The organism is Thalassobacter sp. HA4-2 (genome assembly GCF_055693705.1).
Window position 1 is genome coordinate 2,975,067 of sequence record NZ_JBVFUK010000001.1, and the last position, 19,467, is coordinate 2,994,533.

A 19,467-nucleotide genomic window follows, 5' to 3' on the forward strand; every position below is an offset into this window, starting at 1 on the left:
CCTGTGAACACATTTCTTGAAGGACCCGATGATTTAAGCGGGTTTACAAACGGGTCAAGTGCCGCCCATGATATTTGTAAGGCCCGAAGATACGGGACAATTCAGGGGGACGTTGCACCGTGCATCCAGTCGTATCGACGATTTTGAAACGCCTTGGCTTGGGGCTTATGACCCTTTTTGTGGTGTCTGCCATCATCTTCAGCTCGATCTCTATGCTGCCCGGTGATTTCAGCGAGGCTGTCTTGGGACAAGCCGCGACAGAGGAAACAACAGCGGCCTTTCGCAAAGAGCTTGGCTTGGATGAACCCGCCGTAACCCGCTACTTCCAATGGTTGGGCGCGGTGGCGACGGGCGATCTGGGCACGTCGTTTTCGGGGCGGGCCGCGTCGGGGCAGGACCGATCCCGCCCTGTTGCCGACCTTGTCGCGCCGCGATTGTGGAACACGTTATTTCTGGCTGGGGTGACAGCGATGATCGCGGTTCCCTTGGCCCTGATCCTTGGGCTGACGGCGGCGTTGTACCGAAATTCTTTCTACGACCGCGCCGTGAACGTGACGACCCTGACAACGATCGCAACGCCAGAGTTCTTTGTCGCCTATATCCTGATCCTGCTGTTGGCGGCGATCAATCCGGTCTTTCCAGCCTTGGCAAATGTGGATGCGAGCACACCCTTTGGGGATCGCTTGTATGCCGTCGCCCTGCCAGCCATGACCCTGACGCTGGTGATCGTGGCGCATATGATGCGGATGACGCGGGCGGCGATTATCAACTTGCTGGCCTCGCCCTACATCGAAATGGCCCGCCTCAAGGGAGCGTCCCCCCGCGAGGTCATCCTGAAACATGCCCTGCCCAACGCGTGGGCGCCCATCGCCACCGTCATCGCCTTTAACCTGGCCTATCTTGTGGTCGGGGTCGTCGTGGTCGAGGTGGTGTTCGTCTACCCCGGGATCGGCCAGTTGATGGTCGACAGCGTGACGGCCCGTGACATCCCCGTGGTGCAGGCCTGCGCCCTGATCTTTGCCGCGACTTATATTCTACTGAACCTGATTGCCGACATCATCGGCATCATCACCAACCCAAGGCTGTTGCACCCCAGATGAGCGATCAAGACGGATATTCCGCCACCGCAGAGGTGGGTGCAGTGCGCATGCGCCGGTCTCGTTGGCAGCGCACAAAAATTGCCCTCGGCAAGGCCCCTGTTTCGGCATGGTTCGGGATGGTGGTTCTGGCCTTCTACTTTGTCATCGCCGTCGGAGCGCCCGTGATCGCGCCCTATGGTGAGGCCGAGATTTTTGCCCAGCCCTTCGCGCCATGGTCGTCCGAGCACTGGTTCGGAACCGACCAGATCGGGCGCGATGTGCTGTCCCGCTTGATCTACGGTGCGCGCAACACCATCGGGATTGCGCTTGCGACCACGATCCTTGCCTTTGTCATCGGTGGCGGGCTTGGACTGGTGGCCGCAATCAACCGCAGCTGGATTGATCAAGGTCTGTCCCGTTTTGTCGATGTTTTGATGGCCATCCCCTCGCTGATTTTCGCGCTGATGCTGCTGTCGATCTTTGGATCCAACGTGATCAACCTGATCATCATCATCGCAGCACTGGACAGCACGCGGGTGTTCCGTTTGACTCGGTCAGTGGCGGTCAACGTCGTGGTCATGGATTATGTCGAGGCCGCGCGCCTTCGGGGCGAGGGGTTGGGCTGGATCATGCGACGCGAGATCTTGCCCAATATCATGCCCCCCTTGGTGGCGGAGTTCGGCCTGCGCTTTTCCTTCGTCTTCCTGACCATCGCGGCGCTGTCGTTTCTGGGCGTAGGCATTCAGCCCCCCACGGCGGATTGGGGGTCCATGGTGCGCGAAAACGCATCGCTGATCCAGTTTGCAGCTTTTGATTTGAAGGCGGGTCTGACCCCCTTCTGCCAGCGGCGGCGATAGCCCTTTTGACCATTGCAGTGAACTTTATCGTGGATTGGTTCCTGCAACAAACCAGCGGACTGCGTGATGACCTCTGATATCCTGCTCGACATGCGCGACATCCGGATCGAGGGGTTCTCGGACGAACGCTGGCATCCCATTATCAAAGGCGTTGATTTGCAGCTGCGCAAAGGCGAAGTCCTCGGCCTGATCGGCGAGTCTGGCGCGGGCAAATCCACGCTTGGCAAAGCGGCCATGGGCTACACCCAGCCAGGATGTCGGTTTACCGGCGGGTCGGTGATGTACGGTGGGCAGGACTTGGCCAAGCTGAAAGAGTCCCAAAAGCGCCACCTGTGGGGCACGCGGATCGCCTACGTCGCACAATCTGCGGCAGCCAGCTTCAATCCTGCGCACCGCCTGATGGACCAGACGGTCGAGGCCGCCGTGCGCGAAAACCTGCAAAGCAATGATGCGGCACGCAACGACGCGGTGACATTGTTCGACAGCCTACAGTTGCCCAACCCGTCCAGCATTGGAGGCCGCTATCCCCATCAGGTCTCGGGCGGACAGCTGCAACGGGTCATGACGGCGATGGCCATGTCGCCGCGTCCGGATCTGATCATCTTTGATGAACCGACGACCGCACTTGATGTGACGACACAGGTCGAGGTGTTGGCCGCAATGCGCAAAATCGTCGACGAGTTCGACACGGCTGCGATCTACATCACACATGACCTCGCAGTCGTGGCGCAAATGGCTGATACGATCAAAGTTTTGCGCTATGGCGAAGAAGTGGAGCAAGCCCCCACGCGGCAGATGTTGAGCGCACCACAAGAGGCTTACACAAAGTCTCTGTGGTCGGTCCGGGGGTTGGCCAAGGAGGAAGCGCCGTCTGACGACATCATCCTTGATCTGTCGTCGATCAATGCAAGCTATGGGATTGTGCCTGTGCTGCATGACGTGTCCTTGCGTATTCCGCGTGGACGCACGGTATCGGTGGTTGGCGAAAGCGGGTCTGGCAAGTCGACGGTCGCACGGGTGATTACGGGTCTTTTGCCGCAAACCAGCGGGACGGTATCCTTCAATGGCGAGGTGCTGCCACCAGATCTGAAGTCCCGCAGCAAGGATCAGTTGCGCCGCGTGCAGATGATCTACCAAATGGCCGACACGGCCATGAACCCGCGGCAAACCGTGGGCGAGATTATCGGGCGCGCTGTTGAGTTTTACCACGGGCTTTCGGGCAAAGCGCGCAGCACGCGGGTGTCAGAGCTGCTGGACCTGATCGAGTTGGACGACACGTTCATGGATCGGTTCCCATCGGAACTGTCCGGCGGGCAAAAGCAACGGATCTGTATCGCACGTGCCTTGGCGGCGGAGGCCGATCTGATCATCTGTGACGAGGTGACCTCTGCCCTAGATCAGATCGTGCAAGAGGGCATCCTGCGCTTGCTGCTGCGGCTACAGGCGGAACTCGGGGTGAGTTATCTCTTCATCACCCACGACATTGCGACAGTAGAAGCGATATCTGACGAGATCGTGGTGATGCATCAGGGCCGCGTTGTGGAACAAGGCCTCAAGAGCGAGATCCTGACGCCCCCCCATGCGGCCTATACCGAGTTATTGCTGTCGTCCGTGCCCGAAATGGACCCGGACTGGTTGACCGGAATGCTCAAGGGACGCGAAACGTAGGTTTCGATAGAGCCTATATTTTAGATGGTTACTATTCGTCTGTTCCAAACACGCAACGACGCCGCGCAGTGATTATCTGCGCGGCGTTGTTGTTGTTTTTTATCGAATAGAGATACTGATTGTGTGTGGCTTACTAGGATTGGCGGTGACCTACTCTCCCACGTCTTAAGACGCAGTACCATTGGCGCAACGGTGCTTAACGGCCAGGTTCGGAATGGGACTGGGTGTTTCACTCGCGCTATGACCACCAATCCGAGAAAGCCACACGATTATTCCAAGTATTTTGGTGTATGCGTTTGATTTGTTTTTTGAAGTCTATCTTCTACTGGATCAAATCAAGCCTATTGAACAATTAGTACCAGTCAACTGAACGTGTTACCACGCTTACATCTCTGGCCTATCGACGAAGTGGTCTTCTTCGGTTCTCAGGGATACCTTGTTTTGAGGGGGCTTCCCGCTTAGATGCCTTCAGCGGTTATCCTTTCCGATCATAGCTACCCAGCACTGCCATTGGCATGACAACTGGTCCACCAGTGGATCGTTCACCCCGGTCCTCTCGTACTAGGGGCAACTCCTCTCAAGTATCCTACACCCACGGCAGATAGGGACCGAACTGTCTCACGACGTTCTAAACCCAGCTCACGTACCTCTTTAAACGGCGAACAGCCGTACCCTTGGGACCTGCTCCAGCCCCAGGATGAGATGAGCCGACATCGAGGTGCCAAACAATGCCGTCGATATGGACTCTTGGGCATTATCAGCCTGTTATCCCCGGCGTACCTTTTATCCGTTGAGCGATGGCCCTTCCACTCGGGACCACCGGATCACTATGGCCGTCTTTCGACTCTGCTCGACTTGTCAGTCTCGCAGTCAGGCTGGCTTCTGCCATTGCACTCAACGAGCGATGTCCGACCGCTCTGAGCCAACCTTCGCGCGCCTCCGTTACGCTTTAGGAGGCGACCGCCCCAGTCAAACTACCCGCCACACAGGGTCCCGGATCCGGATAACGGACCGCGGTTAGACATCAAGCAGAACAAGGGTGGTATCTCAAGGATGACTCCACAGGAACTGGCGTCCCTGCTTCGAAGTCTACCACCTATCCTGCACATGTTGTGCCTGATGCCAGTGTGAAGCTGTAGTAAAGGTGCACGGGGTCTTTCCGTCTAACCGCGGGAAGCCTGCATCTTGACAGGCAATTCAATTTCGCTGAGTCGATGTTGGAGACAGCGGGGAAGTCGTTACGCCATTCGTGCAGGTCGGAACTTACCCGACAAGGAATTTCGCTACCTTAGGACCGTTATAGTTACGGCCGCCGTTTACCTGGGCTTCAATTCGGAGCTTGCACTCCTCCTTTTAACCTTCAGGCACCGGGCAGGCGTCAGACCCTATACGTCGTCTTACGACTTCGCAGAGCCCTGTGTTTTTAGTAAACAGTCGCCACCCCCTGGTTTGTGCCCCCAGTCAATACTTGCGTAGAAACTGGGCCTCCTTCTCGCGAACTTACGGAGGTATTTTGCCGAGTTCCTTCAACATCGTTCTCTCAAGCGCCTTGGTATTCTCTACCAGTCCACCTGTGTCGGTTTAGGGTACGATCTTATGTTAGAGCTATTTCCAGGAACCGATGAGCGGCCCACCCAATCCAATAAGGGTGAACAACCTTCACGATCCGTCACTTCTAACTGGCCCAGGAATATTAACCTGGTTCCCATCGACTACGCCTTTCGGCCTCGCCTTAGGGGTCGGCTTACCCTGCTCAGATTAACTTTAAGCAGGAACCCTTGGACTTTCGGCGACAGGGTCTCTCACCCTGTTTGTCGCTACTCATGTCATCATTCTCGCTAGTGATCTCTCCACCGGATGGCTCACGCCCCGGCTTCATCGAAAGCTCCGAGCCTACGACTTTCTACGCGCTACCGCTTACGCTGCTTGAGCGCAAAGGTCCGCATCTTAGAAAGAATAGGCGTGGAGCTATTTCACACTACGCTCTGCTACCATGCACTATGTGCATCCTCAGCTTCGGCTCATGGCTTGAGCCCCGTTACATCTTCGCCGCAGGACAACTTGTTTAGACCAGTGAGCTGTTACGCTATCTTTAAAGGATGGCTGCTTCTAAGCCAACCTCCTGGTTGTTTTGGTCGTCCCACCTGCTTTCCCACTTAGCCATGAATTAGGGGCCTTAGCTGGAGGTCAGGGTTGTTTCCCTCTTCACTACGGACGTTAGCATCCGCAGTGTGTCTGCCGTGATTGTACTCCCGGGTATTCGGAGTTTGGTTAGGATCAGTAAGCCTGTGGGGCCCCATTACCCATCCAGTGCTCTACCCCCCGGGGTAAGACACGACGCTCTACCTAAATAGATTTCGCAGAGAACCAGCTATCTCCGAGTTTGATTGGCCTTTCACCCCTAGGCACAACTCATCCCGACCTTTTTCAACAGGTGTGGGTTCGGACCTCCAGTTAGTGTTACCTAACCTTCATCCTGGTCATGCCTAGATCACTCGGTTTCGGGTCTGATCCCACGAACTCATGCGCCCTATTAAGACTCGCTTTCGCTGCGCCTACACCTATCGGCTTAAGCTTGCTCGTGAGACCAAGTCGATGACCCATTATACAAAAGGTACGCCGTCACCCCTCAAGGAGGCTCCGACTGTTTGTAGGCGTTCGGTTTCAGGTACTGTTTCACTCCCCTCGTCGGGGTGCTTTTCACCTTTCCCTCACGGTACTGGTTCGCTATCGGTCAGTAAGGAGTACTTAGCCTTCGAAGGTGGTCCTCCGATGTTCAGACAGAATTTCACGTGTTCCGCCCTACTTAATACGTCCAATCATGCTTCTTATACGGGGCTATCACCCGCTATGGCTGCGCTTCCCAACGCATTCTAATCACACTCATGGCTCGGCTGGTCCCCGTTCGCTCGCCGCTACTAGGGGAGTATCTGTTGATTTCCTTTCCTCCGGGTACTTAGATGTTTCAGTTCCCCGGGTTTGCCTTTTTAACCCTATGTATTCAGGTTAAAAATCCCTGGTTCATCTCACTATTGAGTACACCGCACCGACCACCCAGTGTTTTGATCAAAGATCAAAATGTACCGACCAAAGGTCGACACGGAGTGTCCGTTACGAAGTAACAATAGTAAGATGTCAGGTGGGTTGCCCCATTCGGAGATCGTTGGATCAAAGCCTATTCTCGGCTAACCAACGCTTATCGCAGAGTATCACGTCCTTCATCGCCTCTTACTGCCAAGGCATCCACCAAACGCCCTTCTCGCGCTTGATTTGATCCAGAAGAAGTTAGACCTCTTCCGCGCCAAGTCCGTCTTTTGTAACCGGACCGGCATTAATCAAATGCATACTTTTCCCGCACCACGCGCTGGTTCGCAACGTGGATACGTTGACAAGGGTCCGTGCGAACCCTCATCGGTTAGTGTATTTACTTGGAATAATATCATGATTTTCCGGGCAACCGAAGCCGCCGTTCCGAACATCCCTCACGCGGGCGTTCTCATGATACTGATGTGTATCTCTATATACGATATCAATTCATCCAAACTGGATGGCAAAGCCAAAGGCTCAACGATCTAGTCTGTCTGTAAAAGGGCCACTTCAAATGAAGTGGTGGGTCGAGGAGGACTTGAACCTCCGACCTCACGCTTATCAGGCGTGCGCTCTAACCACCTGAGCTACCGACCCAGCAGCTTCCGCTTGCGGAAGCGCGTCGCCCTGGCAGGGTATTCGCAAAGCGAATGTCCCGAGAAGGGCCAATCGGCAAAGCGCTGCGATCCAGGCTGGTTCACGCGATGACCGCAACGGGATCAAATCCCCGATCATACGCAATCGGCAAATGCTCTCGGGACATCAGCTGCGCTGATACCCTGCCGCATTCACCTTACCTTGACACCTTTGCATCGCAAAAGTGCAAGTGGTGGAGCGTATCGGGATCGAACCGATGACCCCCTGCTTGCAAAGCAGGTGCTCTCCCAGCTGAGCTAACGCCCCGGTAAGTAAGGGCTGCTTTCGCAACCACGATCTGAAGAGATATGAGGACGGCTCGGTCCGATGTTTGTCACTTAAAGTGACTGCTAAGTGTTCCACGAGTAAGAACAAGTTCTTGCTGCTAGGAACATCCTTAGAAAGGAGGTGATCCAGCCGCAGGTTCCCCTACGGCTACCTTGTTACGACTTCACCCCAGTCGCTGAGCTCACCGTGGTCCGCTGCCTCCATTGCTGGTTGGCGCACGGCCTTCGGGTGGACCCAACTCCCATGGTGTGACGGGCGGTGTGTACAAGGCCCGGGAACGTATTCACCGCGTCATGCTGTTACGCGATTACTAGCGATTCCGACTTCATGGGGTCGAGTTGCAGACCCCAATCCGAACTGAGATGCCTTTTGGAGATTAACTCACTGTAGGCACCATTGTAGCACGTGTGTAGCCCAACCCGTAAGGGCCATGAGGACTTGACGTCATCCACACCTTCCTCCGGCTTATCACCGGCAGTTTCCCTAGAGTGCCCAGCCGAACTGCTGGCAACTAAGGACGTGGGTTGCGCTCGTTGCCGGACTTAACCGAACATCTCACGACACGAGCTGACGACAGCCATGCAGCACCTGTCACCTATCCAGCCGAGCTGAAGGAAACCATCTCTGGTAACCGCGATAGGGATGTCAAGGGTTGGTAAGGTTCTGCGCGTTGCTTCGAATTAAACCACATGCTCCACCGCTTGTGCGGGCCCCCGTCAATTCCTTTGAGTTTTAATCTTGCGACCGTACTCCCCAGGCGGAATGCTTAATCCGTTAGGTGTGTCACCGACAAGCATGCTTGCCGACGACTGGCATTCATCGTTTACGGTGTGGACTACCAGGGTATCTAATCCTGTTTGCTCCCCACACTTTCGTACCTCAGCGTCAGTATCGAGCCAGTGAGCCGCCTTCGCCACTGGTGTTCCTCCGAATATCTACGAATTTCACCTCTACACTCGGAATTCCACTCACCTCTCTCGAACTCAAGACTAGCAGTATCAAAGGCAGTTCCAGGGTTGAGCCCTGGGATTTCACCTCTGACTGACTAATCCGCCTACGTACGCTTTACGCCCAGTAATTCCGAACAACGCTAACCCCCTCCGTATTACCGCGGCTGCTGGCACGGAGTTAGCCGGGGTTTCTTTACCAGATACTGTCATTATCATCTCTGGCGAAAGTGCTTTACGATCCTAAGACCTTCATCACACACGCGGCATGGCTAGATCAGGCTTGCGCCCATTGTCTAAGATTCCCTACTGCTGCCTCCCGTAGGAGTCTGGGCCGTGTCTCAGTCCCAGTGTGGCTGATCATCCTCTCAAACCAGCTATAGATCGTAGACTTGGTAGGCCATTACCCCACCAACTATCTAATCTAACGCGGGCCAATCCTTCTCCGATAAATCTTTCCCCCGAAGGGCGTATGCGGTATTACTCACCGTTTCCAGTGGCTATTCCGCAGAAAAGGGTATGTTCCCACGCGTTACTCACCCGTCCGCCGCTCCCTCCGAAGAGAGCGCTCGACTTGCATGTATAAGGCCTGCCGCCAGCGTTCGTTCTGAGCCAGGATCAAACTCTCAAGTTGAAAAGCTGTTTCCAGCTTATCCTTGACGTTCGAACCTCTGCACATCAACTCCACGGCCATTACTGTAAACCGTGAAGCCTTTCTCTGTTTAGTGCTTCAGCTACCAAAGTAACCGAAAACCCTCAAACAGTGAAGCTGACCTCTATCATCGGACCCCAGCCAAAAAGCCAAAACCCTAAGAGACGATATGTACAGACGTTGATCCATCGAATGAACCAAACCGCCCACATATCTCTTCAGATACTATCAATTTCAAAGAGCAAAGGACAAAAATCAACAAGAAGCACCAAATTCCCTTGGCGCAACCCGCGTCATCCATCCCAGTAGTGTCTGCCAAACTTCCCTCAGGACCGTGTCCCTCGCTCCGTCCAGCGCCCCGACCCGCGCCGCAGCGCCGCCGGTGAAAGGGGGTTTACGGTTACAGCCCCGAGTCCGCAAGCACAAAATTCCAAGAAAGTTCGTTTTTTGTGATTTTTCATTATTATTGAGCAATAACCGTTACTTAGTGGGTGCGTCATTTGAAACAGCAACCAGTTCTGCCCCGTTTGAGCACGTCACTCCACACATATCGGCCCCAAATCACGACTCGTCAGGATCGAAACGCGCTGAATCATACCTCGCTCGTCCGCACATCGGCCTAGGCCCGGGAACCAGATGGGACTGGGCGACGTTCTTTGCGCATACCAGTGAAGGAGACCTTCCATGACAGACGCAACTTCCCTTCGGCGCGACGCCAAGCAAACCGCACGCGCGCATGCAGATCAAGCCGTCGCACAGGCAACGGATGCAGCCGCTGCGGCCGCCGACCCCTATGCCAAAACGGCCCATTCCGCAGCTGACGCCTTTGACACATCCTCGGCGCAGGCAAAGGGTCTTGATACAATCGCGAACCAGATTGACGCCGCCACCGCAGGGTTGCGGGCCATGGACGTGCACCAAATGGCCGATCACGCGCGCACGGCGGCCCGCCGCAATCCGTTGTTGTTTCTTGGGGCTGCCGCTGTTGTAGGCTTTGCAGCCGCACGGTTTCTTAAGGCATCGGACGCGCCCGCGCGCAATCCGTGGCATAGTGCTAACTTGACCAGTCGGGGGAGCCAGTCATGAGCGCCCCTGATATGCAAACAAGCGCCAGACCCACCCCGCAAGATGGGGCCGATGCGATAGCGCGTCTCGCACACCACGCCAAACACCTGCTGAAATCCGAGATCGCCTTGGCAAAGGCTGAGGTGTCGAAGAACGCAGCCCGTGCCGGTGTTGGCTTCGCCATGATTGCGGTCGCTTTCATGTTGGCCCTCACCGCCACCGAAGTGCTGGCCGCCGCCGCTGTGGCCGCGTTGGTCGCGCTTGGACTGACGCCGGGGTGGGCCGCACTTGCCTTGGGGGCGGCGTTCCTGATCGGTGCGACCCTTCTTGCGATTGCAGGCGTACGCCGCCTGCGCCCCGGAGCATTGGCCCCAGCCCGGACCGTGGACAACCTGTCCGATGATATTGACGCCTTGAAAGGAGACACCCATGCCTGATGATCTGTCCCACTTGAACGCCGAGGCGCAGAAACACCGCAGCGCCTTGGCCACTTCCATAGCCGAACTTACGGCTGCCTTTTCCCCCGACGCGTTGAAGTCCGAGGCTGAGGCCCGCGCCCTGCCGTTGGTAGATGCCGCCATGGATCAGGCGCGCCGCAACCCCGCTGCGCTGGCCGTTATGGGTGCTGGCGTTGCGCTGTTCCTGATGGGCCCCGGTCGCCGGGCCGATGTGACACCCCCGTGGACCCGGCCAAGGCCGATGGGTTCCGGCAGGACACGCCGGACTACACCGGGCAGGACGAACGGATCGAGGCGGCCGCCCGCGCCATGCGCTCCGACGATATGGCACGCCACATGGGCCGCGGCCTTGACCGTCTGCCCAAGGGCGCGCGCAAACGGGTGATACAGGCCCGCCGCGCCGCTGTGGATGCGCAACGCACACTGGAACGCAAGACCCGGTCGCTGCAACACCGCACCCGGCGCGATCCCGCGACCTACGGCGCGCTGGCGCTGGTCGCGGGTGCCGTCCTTGGCGCGATCCTGCCCGGCACCCGGCGTGAGGATGAATTGCTGGGCGAAACCCGCGATCAGTTGGTGCGCGAGGCCGAAGAAACCTTGCGCAGCGAATTGGAGAACCTGACCGCCCGGGCCGATACCGCCTTGCGTGAGGCCATGGCCGACAGTCGGCCCCAATGAAGGACACAGCCCCCCTGCCTCGCCCGGACCTGAGCCTGAAGTTCGCGATCTGGACGCTTGCCATTGTGGCGACGATCTGGGTCGCCCTGACAGCGCGCGAAGTGCTGGCCCCGGCCGTTCTGGGGCTGGTGCTGGGTGTGGTTGGCGCACCTGTCGCAGACAGGCTGGACCGGTCCGGCCTGCCCCGCGCCTTGGTCGCCAGCATCATGTTACTGGGGGCCATAGCCGTGGTGCTGACCCTGCTGCTGTCCCTTGGCCCTGTTGTTGCCGCGCTGATGGATCAGCTGCCGCGCATTCAAAGCGAAATGCAGACGTGGCTGGCCGCCTTGCGTGATCTGACCCAAGGGCTGGAACAGATGGGGGCCGCAGCCTCGGCCCCGGCGGGCGAGGACATGCCCGACGTGACCGATGCGATCTGGATGGCCCCGAACCTTGGGGCGCAATTGCTGATCATCTTGGGCACGTTCTTTTTCTTCACCCTGACACGGCCCACCCTATACAAAACGACCGGCGCGCTGCGTCCGCGCCTTGTGATGGCCGAACGCACAGTCGCCCGGTACTTCGCAACGGTTGCTGTTATCAATACCGGGCTGGGTCTGGCGGTTATGGCCGTGATGGCGGCCCTTGGCCTGCCCAATGCACCGTTGTGGGGTGCTGCGGCGGGATTGCTGAACTTTCTGCTCTACCTCGGTCCGATCATGTTGATCGCGGCGCTGACGGTCACGGGCATGGCCCTGTTCGACGGAGCTTGGGCCTTTGCGCCGCCCGTCCTGTATCTGGCGATGAACATCACCGAAGCGCAGTTTGTAACCCCCGCCCTTGTGGGCCAAAAGTTGGACGTCAATCCACTGTTCGTCTTTTTGGCCGTAGTGCTGGGCCTGTGGTTGTGGGGGCCCATCGGGGCCATCGTCGCCTTGCCTGTCCTGCTGTGGGGCACGGCGATGCTGTCGCTGGAGGAAACTTAGGAACCAAGACCGACCGGCCACGTTATCCTTATGAAAGGAGACTTCCCATGCCCAATACAACCACCCCGACCCCCGAGAAAACCAAACGCGCCAATGGCGCAGGCGACTATGCCAAGACCAAGTTGAAAGAGGCCGAAGCCACTGTGAACAAAGTGGCCCACGACACCGGCGAGGCGATTTCCGAGACCGCCGAGGCCGCGTCCGAGCATCTTTCGACCCTCACCGACGATGTGAACGCCGCCGTGCGCAAGAACCCGGCCATGGTCGTGGGCGTCGCCCTAGGCGCCGGTGTCCTGCTGGGGCTTGCCCTGCGCGGGCGGCACTAGGCCAAGGGCCACAAGCGCCACTTGCACCTCCGAGGATGTAAACGGGCGGGCCATAAACGTGACCCGCCCGTGTTCATGTGTCCCTGTCTTGCCATTCAAGACGATGACGGCGATGTCATCCTCTGCTGCACGGTGCAACAGATCGGCCGTGTCCTTCCCAACGGGGGCGACGATGACACGCGGCAGGCTCCGCTCTGACGTCAGGGCCGCCACCACCTCCGAGACCTTTTGCATGTGCAACGCTGGCGTCAGACCCGCCAGCGCGAGTTCTTCGATCAGGTCGTCGGCTTCCAGAAAGTCTTGCGTGACGACGATGGCGCGCGCGTCAGCGAGGGGGCAGTTGGGGTCATCGTCTTCTCCGGGTTTGGTGGCCTTTTGGCAGACCCCTGCGACACGCGACTTAATCCTTGACATAGCAAGGTATGAAAATGTCGACCAAATGCGAAAACTGTCCCCTGCGCCCTTTGCCTTTGTTCGAAGCGTTCTCGGGCGCGGACCTGACCTTTATGGCCAAGTTCAAAACCGGTGAATTGACGGCACAGGCGGGGACAGACATCTTTTCCGAAGGATCAGCCACGCCGCAGCTTTACACCGTTTTGTCGGGTATGGGCCTGCGTCACAAGACGACCCCCGACGGCAAACGCCAAGTCGTGGGCTTTGCCATGCCGGGGGATTTCCTTGGCCTGCAATCAGGTGTGATGGGCGAGATGGGCCATTCCTTCGAGGCGACAACAGACATGATGCTGTGCGTGTTCAACCGGGCAGAGCTGTGGTCGTTGTTCAAATCCAACCCCGCCCGCGCGTTTGACCTGACCCATTTGGCCGCGCGCGAAGAAAACATACTGGGCGAGGCACTGACCGTGCTGGGCCAGGAGCCCGCCATCGCGCGGGTGGCTTGGGCGCTGTTGCGGTTTGATCGCCGCCTCAAGGCCCTTGGCCTTGCGCGCAACGGCCGCGTGCCCCTGCCCTACCGCCAGCAAGATCTGGCAGAAGCGTTGGGCCTGTCTGTCGTGCACACCAACAAGACCCTGTCGAAATTGCGCGCCGCCGGTGTCGCTACCTGGGACGGCGGCCAGCTGGACGTGCATCGCCCGGCAGAGCTGGCGCAACTGGCCGGCGATACGGGCGGCGACTCGGGCGACAAGATTGCCCCCGTCCGCTTATCTGAACAAGCCCACCTTGTACGCCGCCCAGACCCCCGCCGGGATCGCCAGCGCATTTGCCGCGAAGGCCGCCCACAGCACGCCGGGCAGGCCAAGGGTCAGCGCGCCCAACCATGCCAACGGCACATAGACCGCAAAGATGCGTCCAAGGCTCAGGCCCATGGACCAGACCGCCTTGGACCGGGCGTTCATGGCCGCATTGGTCACGACCAGCACGCCGTAGCCTGCAAAGCTCCACGATACGATCTGTAAGTACTGGGTTGCGGCGTTCTGAGCGTTGCCCGTTTCGGCAAACAGTCCCGCGATGGGGGCGGCAAAGGTGAACAGAACTGCCGCCAGCGCCAAACCGTAGCCACCGCAGATCATCCATGCCAGCCACAGCGCCTTGCGCGCGCGGTCCGGTTTGTCGGCGCCCCAATTCTGGCCCACCACGGGACCGATACCCGCAGACAGGGCCAGCAGCACGACCAGTGCGAGGCTTTGCACCCGGGTGGCGGCCCCGAACCCGGCCACCGCCGCCTCGCCCAAGGTGGCAACGGCGGCGGTGACCAGCGCGATGCCTGCGGGGTTGATCGCGTTGGAAAAGGCGGCGGGAAGGCCCACTTGCAACACCTCGCGCACGGATGCGCGCAGGTTTTTCAGGGGCTGCGCCATCCATCCCAGATATCCGAACCACCACGCGAGACTGGCCCCAATGGACAGTTCCACCAATCGTCCCGCAAGGGTGGCATAGGCGGCCCCGGCGGTGCCCATAGCCTCGAACGGGCCCCATCCAAACACCATCGTCGGGGTCAGGGCGGCATTGATGCTGGCCGAAGCGACCATGATCCCCGCCGATATCGCCCCTTGCCCATGGGCCCGGAACACGGCGTTCAGGATCATCGAGGTCACAAGGAACGGAAACGACAGCGCCCAGATCGGTGCGTATTCCGCAATCTCTCGCGCCGGATCGCCAGTCGCGCCCATCAACGCAAACAAGGGTCCGTAAAACAGCGCAAACAGGGCGGCGACGACCGACGCGGCCCCCAGCCCCAGCGCAAGCGTGTGCCATGCCAGCCGGTGCACCTCGGCCCCGTCCGCCTTGCGCCCCAAGGCTTGGGACACCGCCGTGTTGCCCCCCGCCGACAGACCGATGGCCAGCGAGGTCAGGGCGGTGGTGACAGGATAGATAAAGCCTACGGCGGCCAAGGGCGCTTGACCCAACTGGCCCAAAACATAGGCGTCCACCAGCCCGATACTGAGGACGCCGAAGATGCCAAACGACATCGGGGCCGATACGGCAGCAAGCGCGCGCCAGATCGGCCCCTTGGTCAAATCTCGACTGGCCACGGATCAGCCGCCGAACCGCGGAAGGGTGTCAAAATCCACGTCATCCAACGCGGTCATCTGCAGCTGACACTGATCATCAAAGGCGATGCCGACCATGGCGCGGTCAATGGCTTTGGCCTGGTAGGTGGGGCCCAACAGGAATTGTTCGATGTCGCCGCCCGGCCCGTGATCAATGCCGACGACCACAGCCTGCTGCGCGCCACGCGCGTCAAAAACCGGCGTGCCCAGAACATCCGCGTGAATCGCCGGTGTATCGGTACAATCACCGCCCGCCACAATCAGCGGTTGCTGCATGGGGGCTGCGTCCGGGTCGGCCAGGGGCACGAACGCTTCGGGGATCGGGTCGGTCGCCTCGGCCACGCCCACGGCCAACTCTTGCGGTTCCGCGTTTTGGCTGGCGGCCATGTTCTGGTCAATCACGCCCGCTTGTGGGGCCGCGTTCAGCCCACCAGACGGGCCACTGCCATAGGTGCCGGAAATATCGCCCCCCGCTTGGGTGGTGTAGGTTTGCGCCATGGCGGGCGCGGCCAGAAACAGGGCGCAGGCGGTCAGGGTCATAGTCCGTTTCATCATAAATCTCCGTCAAATGTGTCGGGGATCAACGCCCGCCTGCTCGGTCCGTTCCCACTTTTCTTGGAACCGAACCGCCGCGCCTTGGGTTGATCACCTGAAACGCAACAAAGGAGAATGCCATGACGGCCCCCGACACAAACCTGCCGCGCCAACGTAAACGCCACAAAGGCCCGCTGGTGGTCTTTGCCCTTGCCGCCGTCTTTGTCGTCGGTCTGGTGGTCATCATGAACACGACCAGTGTTGAGGATGACGCCTCGGCCTACGTCGGCACCTCCGCCACACAGGAGCAATAGGATGGAAACCTATGTCTTTGTCGGTGCCCTTGCCTTGGGCACTCTACTCGCCGTGATCGCCTTTGCAGGTTGGAGCAAGAAGCGCACCGAGGATGCGATGGACGATCCGAACCACACCAAATCGACCTTGGCCAAAGACGCCCCGGATCGGCGATTGTATCGGTCCGAGGATCGCTAGACCGCACCAAGACCCGCGCTTCGGCGCGGGTTTTTCTTTGGCCTGCGTGGAACCTGTTTCCGGGCCAGCCGTTGATCAGATGTACGCAACAGCAAAAGGAGAGACGCTATGAAGACCCTTTATACCGCGACTGCAATTGCCACCCTGATGGCCGCCCCCGTGCTGGCCGAAAGTGCGATGAACGACACCGACATGGGCGTGATCACGATCGACAACGAGGTTGAATATGCCCAGTTCGACGCCCCCCTGATGGACGTGGATGGCTTTAGCCAGATCGCCATGGATGATTTCACCAGCGAAGAGCTGACGGGAGCCGCCCTGTATGACGCCAACGACGAATGGATCGGTGAAGTGGACTCGGTCGTGATGACCTCCGCCGGTGATGTCAGCGGTGCCGTGCTGGGTGTCGGCGGCTGGCTGGGTATTGGCGAAAAGGACGTGCTGGTCAGCTTTGATAGCCTGACCATCGCCCAAGAGATCGACGGCGACGAGCTGCGTGTCTACGCGGATGTCACCAAGGAGGCGCTGGAGGCGCTGCCGGAGTTCGAATTGGACAGTTAAGAGGACTGGCCCACACGGGCCAAGGTTAACGAGTGCACCCACCGCGCCCCATCGGCGCGGTGGGTTTTTCGCGTCAGGCGTCGTCCTCGATCTCGGGCTGGATCTGCCCATAGGCCAGCATGGTAAAGACCAGCGTGCCGCCGATCACATTGCCCACAAGAACGGGGAGGAAGAACCCGAACAGGGCTTGGCCCATACCGATCTGTCCTTCGATCAACAGAAAAGCGGCCTCGACAGACCCGGCCACAACATGGGTGAAATCACCAAAGGCAATCGCCCATGTGATGATCACGATCAGGACCACCTGACCCGACCCCATGCCGGGCATCATCCACACGAGGGCGGCGATCAGGATACCGGCGGGAATACCGCGCACCAACCCTTCGGCCCAGGGAAAGCCCACGGCGTGGTGGGACAGTTCGGTCACGGCGGCGGTCACCTGCGCGCTGAAGGCCCCGGCATCCGCAATGAACCACGCCGCGATGAACGCCCCCACCACGTTGGCGGCCAGCACCACGCCCCAAAGGCGCAGCATCCGACCCGCCGCCCGGGGCCGGGCCAGAACGGGCACCACGGTGGTGATGGTGTTTTCGGTGAACAACTGCATCCGGCCCAGGATCACCAGCATGAAGCCCAGGGAATAGCCCGCGTTTTCCACGATCGCCCGCCACGGAGCGTCGGGCAGGGTGGCGCGGAACCACGCCTCGCCCAGCACCGAAAAGCTGATCAGGATACCGGCGGCGATGCCGGAAAACCAAAGGGCGCGCATGGGGCGCTCCAACTCCTCTTCCCCTTCGCGGCGGATCGCCTCGAAGATCAGGCGGGGGGACAGGCTGGCGGCTTCCTCGACCGCCTCGCGCTCTTCTTCGGCTTGGGTCAGGTCGGTCATGGGCGGCTCCTTTGTGGTGTATGTCGATCATCCACAACGCACGTGACCGGGCAAAGGTTCCCGGGAACCGCACGCGCTTGGCGGCGTTGAGGGGGTATGGATATGACACTGCCCCCCGAACTCTGGACCCAGATCGCGGGCTGGGGTGATGCCGCATGGCGCGCCCTGCCCCGCTTGGGTGTTGCCCTGCTGCTTTTGACCCTGACGTGGGGATTGGTGACGTTGGTGCGATCCCTGTTGCGGCGGCTGAGGTTGCGGCGCAACTTGCGCGACGTGCTGTCGCTTCTGGCCTCGACCACCCTGTGGCTGGCAGGGGCGTTGATCGCGCTGACAGTGGTGTTTCCCACCATCACCCCCGGGCGCGCCCTGACCACGCTGGGCCTTGGGTCCGTGGCCATCGGGTTCGCCTTCAAGGACACTTTCGAGAATTTTCTGGCCGGGGTTCTGATCCTGCTGCGAGAACCTTTTGCCATGGACGATCATATCGAATGTTCCGGGGCCGAAGGGCGGGTGGAGGCGATCACGATCCGCGACACCCACATCCGTCAGACCGATGGCCAATTGGTCGTCGTGCCCAACGCACAGCTGTTCCATAACGCCGTCACCGTGCGCACGGATGCCGAATTCCGCCGTGCCCGGATCATCTGTGGCGTGGCCTACGGCGAGGATGTGGACGCGGCCCGCACCGTGATCGAGGACGCCGTGCGCGCCGTGGACATGGTCCGGGATGACGTACGCGACATTCAGGTGTTTGCCTGTGCCTTTGGCGCGTCCTCCGTGGATTTCGAGATCACGTGGTGGACCGGCAGCGCCCCCGTGGACATCCGCGCCAGCCGGGATCAGGTCGTGGCGGCGATCAAGCGGGCGCTGGATGACGCGGGGATCGAAATCCCCTTCCCCTACCGCACCCTGACCGTGAACGAACCGGTGCCAGTGCGCACGGTGCAAGCGGGCGAATAGCGCCCGCGCATCGGGGCCACGGCGAAACTTCACCTGTTTTCGGGAACCAACCCTCGCCCGCTGCGTTTACAAGGCAAGGAGGCTGATATGACAAATCGCATCATGAACTTGTATTTTCTGATTGTCGCCCTGGGCTTTGCCCTGGGGGCCTCGGTCGCCATCATGGGCGGCACCGCCGAGGCGAAGACGCCCTGTCCGGCCGTCTGCACCCTGACCCTAGAGGTGCCCCATGGCCGATAAGCGCAACGACAAACGCAACCCTGACATCAAGGATCCCGAAATCCGCGAACTGCTTCGCCGCGAGGGGTACGGCAAGGCCAAGGCCGCCGACCTCGACCCCCAGCAGATCGAAGACGAAGTGAAGGAACAGACCGATGACGATTGAAAAAGGGGACACTGTGGAATGGGACTGGGGCAACGGCACCGCCAAGGGCCAAGTGACCAAAGTCTACACCCAGAAGATCAGCAAAACGATCAAGGGCACCGAGGTGACGCGCGACGCCACCGACCAGGATCCAGCCTATTTGATTGAACAAGACGACGGGGACGAGGTGCTGAAATCCTGCACCGAAGTCCGCGCCGCATAACCAGAGAGAAGGAGAATTGAGATGTTGGAAGTTGGTGGTTTACTCGGCCTGATCGGCTTGGCCCTGACCCTGTGGGCCTTGGTGTCCATTATCGGATCGGGGGCATCGACGGGCAAAAAGGTGCTGTGGTCCCTGTTCGTGCTGGTCCTGCCAATCCTTGGTTTCATCGTGTGGTTCTTTGTGGGCCCACGTGGGGGTGCTGCGCGGGCATAACCCCCTCCCATGCCG

At 59.4% G+C, this 19,467-nt stretch carries 19 protein-coding genes, 2 tRNA genes, 3 rRNA genes and 2 pseudogenes; 17 read left to right on the forward strand and 9 right to left on the reverse strand.

Annotation, left to right across the window (positions count from 1 at the left end):
- Positions 1–119: 119 nt before the first annotated feature.
- The 3 genes and pseudogenes from ACZ1G0_RS15160 (at position 120) to ACZ1G0_RS15170 (ending at position 3,604) form a co-directional block, all read left to right on the forward strand.
- Entirely contained in the window at positions 120–1,100 is a 981-nt protein-coding gene (locus ACZ1G0_RS15160) for an ABC transporter permease (RefSeq protein ID WP_472737702.1), read from the forward strand.
- A 47-nt stretch (positions 1,101–1,147) separates the two neighbouring features.
- A pseudogene (locus ACZ1G0_RS15165) lies at positions 1,148–2,013 on the forward strand (ABC transporter permease).
- Positions 2,003–3,604 (forward strand): ABC transporter ATP-binding protein, encoded by a 1,602-nt coding sequence (locus ACZ1G0_RS15170; protein ID WP_472737703.1) that lies wholly within the window; start codon positions 2,003–2,005, stop codon positions 3,602–3,604. Before ACZ1G0_RS15165 ends, ACZ1G0_RS15170 begins: the two are co-directional and overlap by 11 nt.
- A 137-nt stretch (positions 3,605–3,741) precedes the next feature.
- On the opposite strand, the gene rrf is transcribed toward ACZ1G0_RS15170, so the two are convergent.
- The 5 genes from rrf to ACZ1G0_RS15195 all read right to left on the reverse strand — a co-directional run bounded on the left by rrf (position 3,742) and on the right by ACZ1G0_RS15195 (position 9,196).
- A 5S ribosomal RNA gene (gene rrf / locus ACZ1G0_RS15175) occupies positions 3,742–3,856 on the reverse strand.
- Between the two features lie 79 nt (positions 3,857–3,935).
- Positions 3,936–6,875 (reverse strand): 23S ribosomal RNA (locus tag ACZ1G0_RS15180).
- Between the two features lie 336 nt (positions 6,876–7,211).
- A tRNA-Ile gene (locus ACZ1G0_RS15185) sits at positions 7,212–7,288 on the reverse strand.
- A 230-nt stretch (positions 7,289–7,518) separates the two neighbouring features.
- Positions 7,519–7,594 (reverse strand) — tRNA-Ala (locus ACZ1G0_RS15190).
- Positions 7,595–7,728: 134 nt separating this feature from the next.
- A 16S ribosomal RNA gene (locus tag ACZ1G0_RS15195) occupies positions 7,729–9,196 on the reverse strand.
- The 16S, 23S and 5S rRNA genes sit together here with 2 tRNA genes alongside, the layout of an rRNA operon.
- A gap of 702 nt (positions 9,197–9,898) precedes the next feature.
- Here ACZ1G0_RS15195 and ACZ1G0_RS15200 point away from each other — a divergent pair.
- From ACZ1G0_RS15200 to ACZ1G0_RS15220, 5 genes are all read left to right on the forward strand, one after another.
- Positions 9,899–10,300, forward strand: coding sequence for a hypothetical protein (locus ACZ1G0_RS15200; protein ID WP_472737704.1), 402 nt, complete (start codon positions 9,899–9,901; stop codon positions 10,298–10,300).
- Entirely contained in the window at positions 10,297–10,716 is a 420-nt protein-coding gene (locus tag ACZ1G0_RS15205) for a phage holin family protein (RefSeq protein ID WP_472737705.1), read from the forward strand. Before ACZ1G0_RS15200 ends, ACZ1G0_RS15205 begins: the two co-directional genes overlap by 4 nt.
- A gap of 243 nt (positions 10,717–10,959) precedes the next feature.
- Positions 10,960–11,415 carry a hypothetical protein gene (locus tag ACZ1G0_RS15210; protein ID WP_472737706.1) on the forward strand — a complete coding sequence of 152 codons (456 nt, stop codon included), beginning with the start codon at positions 10,960–10,962 and terminating at the stop codon, positions 11,413–11,415.
- Positions 11,412–12,380 carry an AI-2E family transporter gene (locus ACZ1G0_RS15215; protein ID WP_472737707.1) on the forward strand — a complete coding sequence of 323 codons (969 nt, stop codon included), beginning with the start codon at positions 11,412–11,414 and terminating at the stop codon, positions 12,378–12,380. The genes ACZ1G0_RS15210 and ACZ1G0_RS15215 overlap by 4 nt, the downstream gene beginning before the upstream one ends.
- 47 nt (positions 12,381–12,427) lie before the next feature.
- Positions 12,428–12,706 (forward strand): ElaB/YgaM/YqjD family protein, encoded by a 279-nt coding sequence (locus ACZ1G0_RS15220; RefSeq protein ID WP_472737708.1) that lies wholly within the window; start codon positions 12,428–12,430, stop codon positions 12,704–12,706.
- Here the strand turns inward: ACZ1G0_RS15220 and ACZ1G0_RS15225 are convergent.
- On the reverse strand, positions 12,659–13,120 hold the full coding sequence (locus ACZ1G0_RS15225) for a hypothetical protein (RefSeq protein WP_472737709.1): 462 nt from the start codon (positions 13,118–13,120) through the stop codon (positions 12,659–12,661). The genes ACZ1G0_RS15220 and ACZ1G0_RS15225 overlap by 48 nt on opposite strands.
- Before the next feature lie 92 nt (positions 13,121–13,212).
- On the opposite strand from ACZ1G0_RS15225, the pseudogene ACZ1G0_RS15230 reads away from it, so the two are divergent.
- A pseudogene (locus ACZ1G0_RS15230) lies at positions 13,213–13,806 on the forward strand (Crp/Fnr family transcriptional regulator); the annotation flags it as partial.
- Positions 13,807–13,866: 60 nt separating this feature from the next.
- On the opposite strand, the gene ACZ1G0_RS15235 reads toward ACZ1G0_RS15230, so the two are convergent.
- Entirely contained in the window at positions 13,867–15,198 is a 1,332-nt protein-coding gene (locus tag ACZ1G0_RS15235; RefSeq protein WP_472737710.1) for an MATE family efflux transporter, read from the reverse strand.
- A 3-nt stretch (positions 15,199–15,201) separates the two neighbouring features.
- Entirely contained in the window at positions 15,202–15,768 is a 567-nt protein-coding gene (locus ACZ1G0_RS15240; RefSeq protein WP_472737711.1) for a hypothetical protein, read from the reverse strand.
- Between the two features lie 122 nt (positions 15,769–15,890).
- Here ACZ1G0_RS15240 and ACZ1G0_RS15245 point away from each other — a divergent pair, with 122 nt between their 5' ends.
- The 3 genes from ACZ1G0_RS15245 (at position 15,891) to ACZ1G0_RS15255 (ending at position 16,803) form a co-directional block, all read left to right on the forward strand.
- Positions 15,891–16,064, forward strand: a complete 174-nt coding sequence (locus tag ACZ1G0_RS15245) for a hypothetical protein (protein WP_472737712.1) — start codon at positions 15,891–15,893, stop codon at positions 16,062–16,064.
- A 1-nt stretch (position 16,065) separates the two neighbouring features.
- Positions 16,066–16,242 (forward strand): hypothetical protein, encoded by a 177-nt coding sequence (locus ACZ1G0_RS15250; protein ID WP_472737713.1) that lies wholly within the window; start codon positions 16,066–16,068, stop codon positions 16,240–16,242.
- A 108-nt stretch (positions 16,243–16,350) separates the two neighbouring features.
- Positions 16,351–16,803, forward strand: a complete 453-nt coding sequence (locus ACZ1G0_RS15255) for a PRC-barrel domain-containing protein (protein ID WP_472737714.1) — start codon at positions 16,351–16,353, stop codon at positions 16,801–16,803.
- A gap of 73 nt (positions 16,804–16,876) precedes the next feature.
- Here ACZ1G0_RS15255 and ACZ1G0_RS15260 read toward each other — a convergent pair whose 3' ends face one another.
- Positions 16,877–17,692, reverse strand: a complete 816-nt coding sequence (locus ACZ1G0_RS15260) for a formate/nitrite transporter family protein (RefSeq protein ID WP_472737715.1) — start codon at positions 17,690–17,692, stop codon at positions 16,877–16,879.
- Positions 17,693–17,788: 96 nt separating this feature from the next.
- Between ACZ1G0_RS15260 and ACZ1G0_RS15265 the strand changes: the two genes are divergently transcribed.
- The 5 genes from ACZ1G0_RS15265 to ACZ1G0_RS15285 all read left to right on the forward strand — a co-directional run bounded on the left by ACZ1G0_RS15265 (position 17,789) and on the right by ACZ1G0_RS15285 (position 19,452).
- On the forward strand, positions 17,789–18,652 hold the full coding sequence (locus ACZ1G0_RS15265; protein ID WP_472737716.1) for a mechanosensitive ion channel family protein: 864 nt from the start codon (positions 17,789–17,791) through the stop codon (positions 18,650–18,652).
- An 87-nt stretch (positions 18,653–18,739) separates the two neighbouring features.
- Positions 18,740–18,892 (forward strand): hypothetical protein, encoded by a 153-nt coding sequence (locus tag ACZ1G0_RS15270; RefSeq protein WP_472737717.1) that lies wholly within the window; start codon positions 18,740–18,742, stop codon positions 18,890–18,892.
- Complete coding sequence (locus ACZ1G0_RS15275; protein WP_472737718.1) at positions 18,882–19,037, forward strand: hypothetical protein; 156 nt, start codon at positions 18,882–18,884, stop codon at positions 19,035–19,037. Before ACZ1G0_RS15270 ends, ACZ1G0_RS15275 begins: the two co-directional genes overlap by 11 nt.
- Positions 19,027–19,239: a hypervirulence associated TUDOR domain-containing protein gene (locus tag ACZ1G0_RS15280; RefSeq protein ID WP_472737719.1), complete on the forward strand. Its 213-nt coding sequence runs from the start codon at positions 19,027–19,029 to the stop codon at positions 19,237–19,239. The genes ACZ1G0_RS15275 and ACZ1G0_RS15280 overlap by 11 nt, the downstream gene beginning before the upstream one ends.
- 21 nt (positions 19,240–19,260) lie before the next feature.
- Positions 19,261–19,452, forward strand: a complete 192-nt coding sequence (locus ACZ1G0_RS15285) for a PLD nuclease N-terminal domain-containing protein (protein ID WP_472737720.1) — start codon at positions 19,261–19,263, stop codon at positions 19,450–19,452.
- The last annotated feature ends 15 nt before the right edge of the window (positions 19,453–19,467 follow it).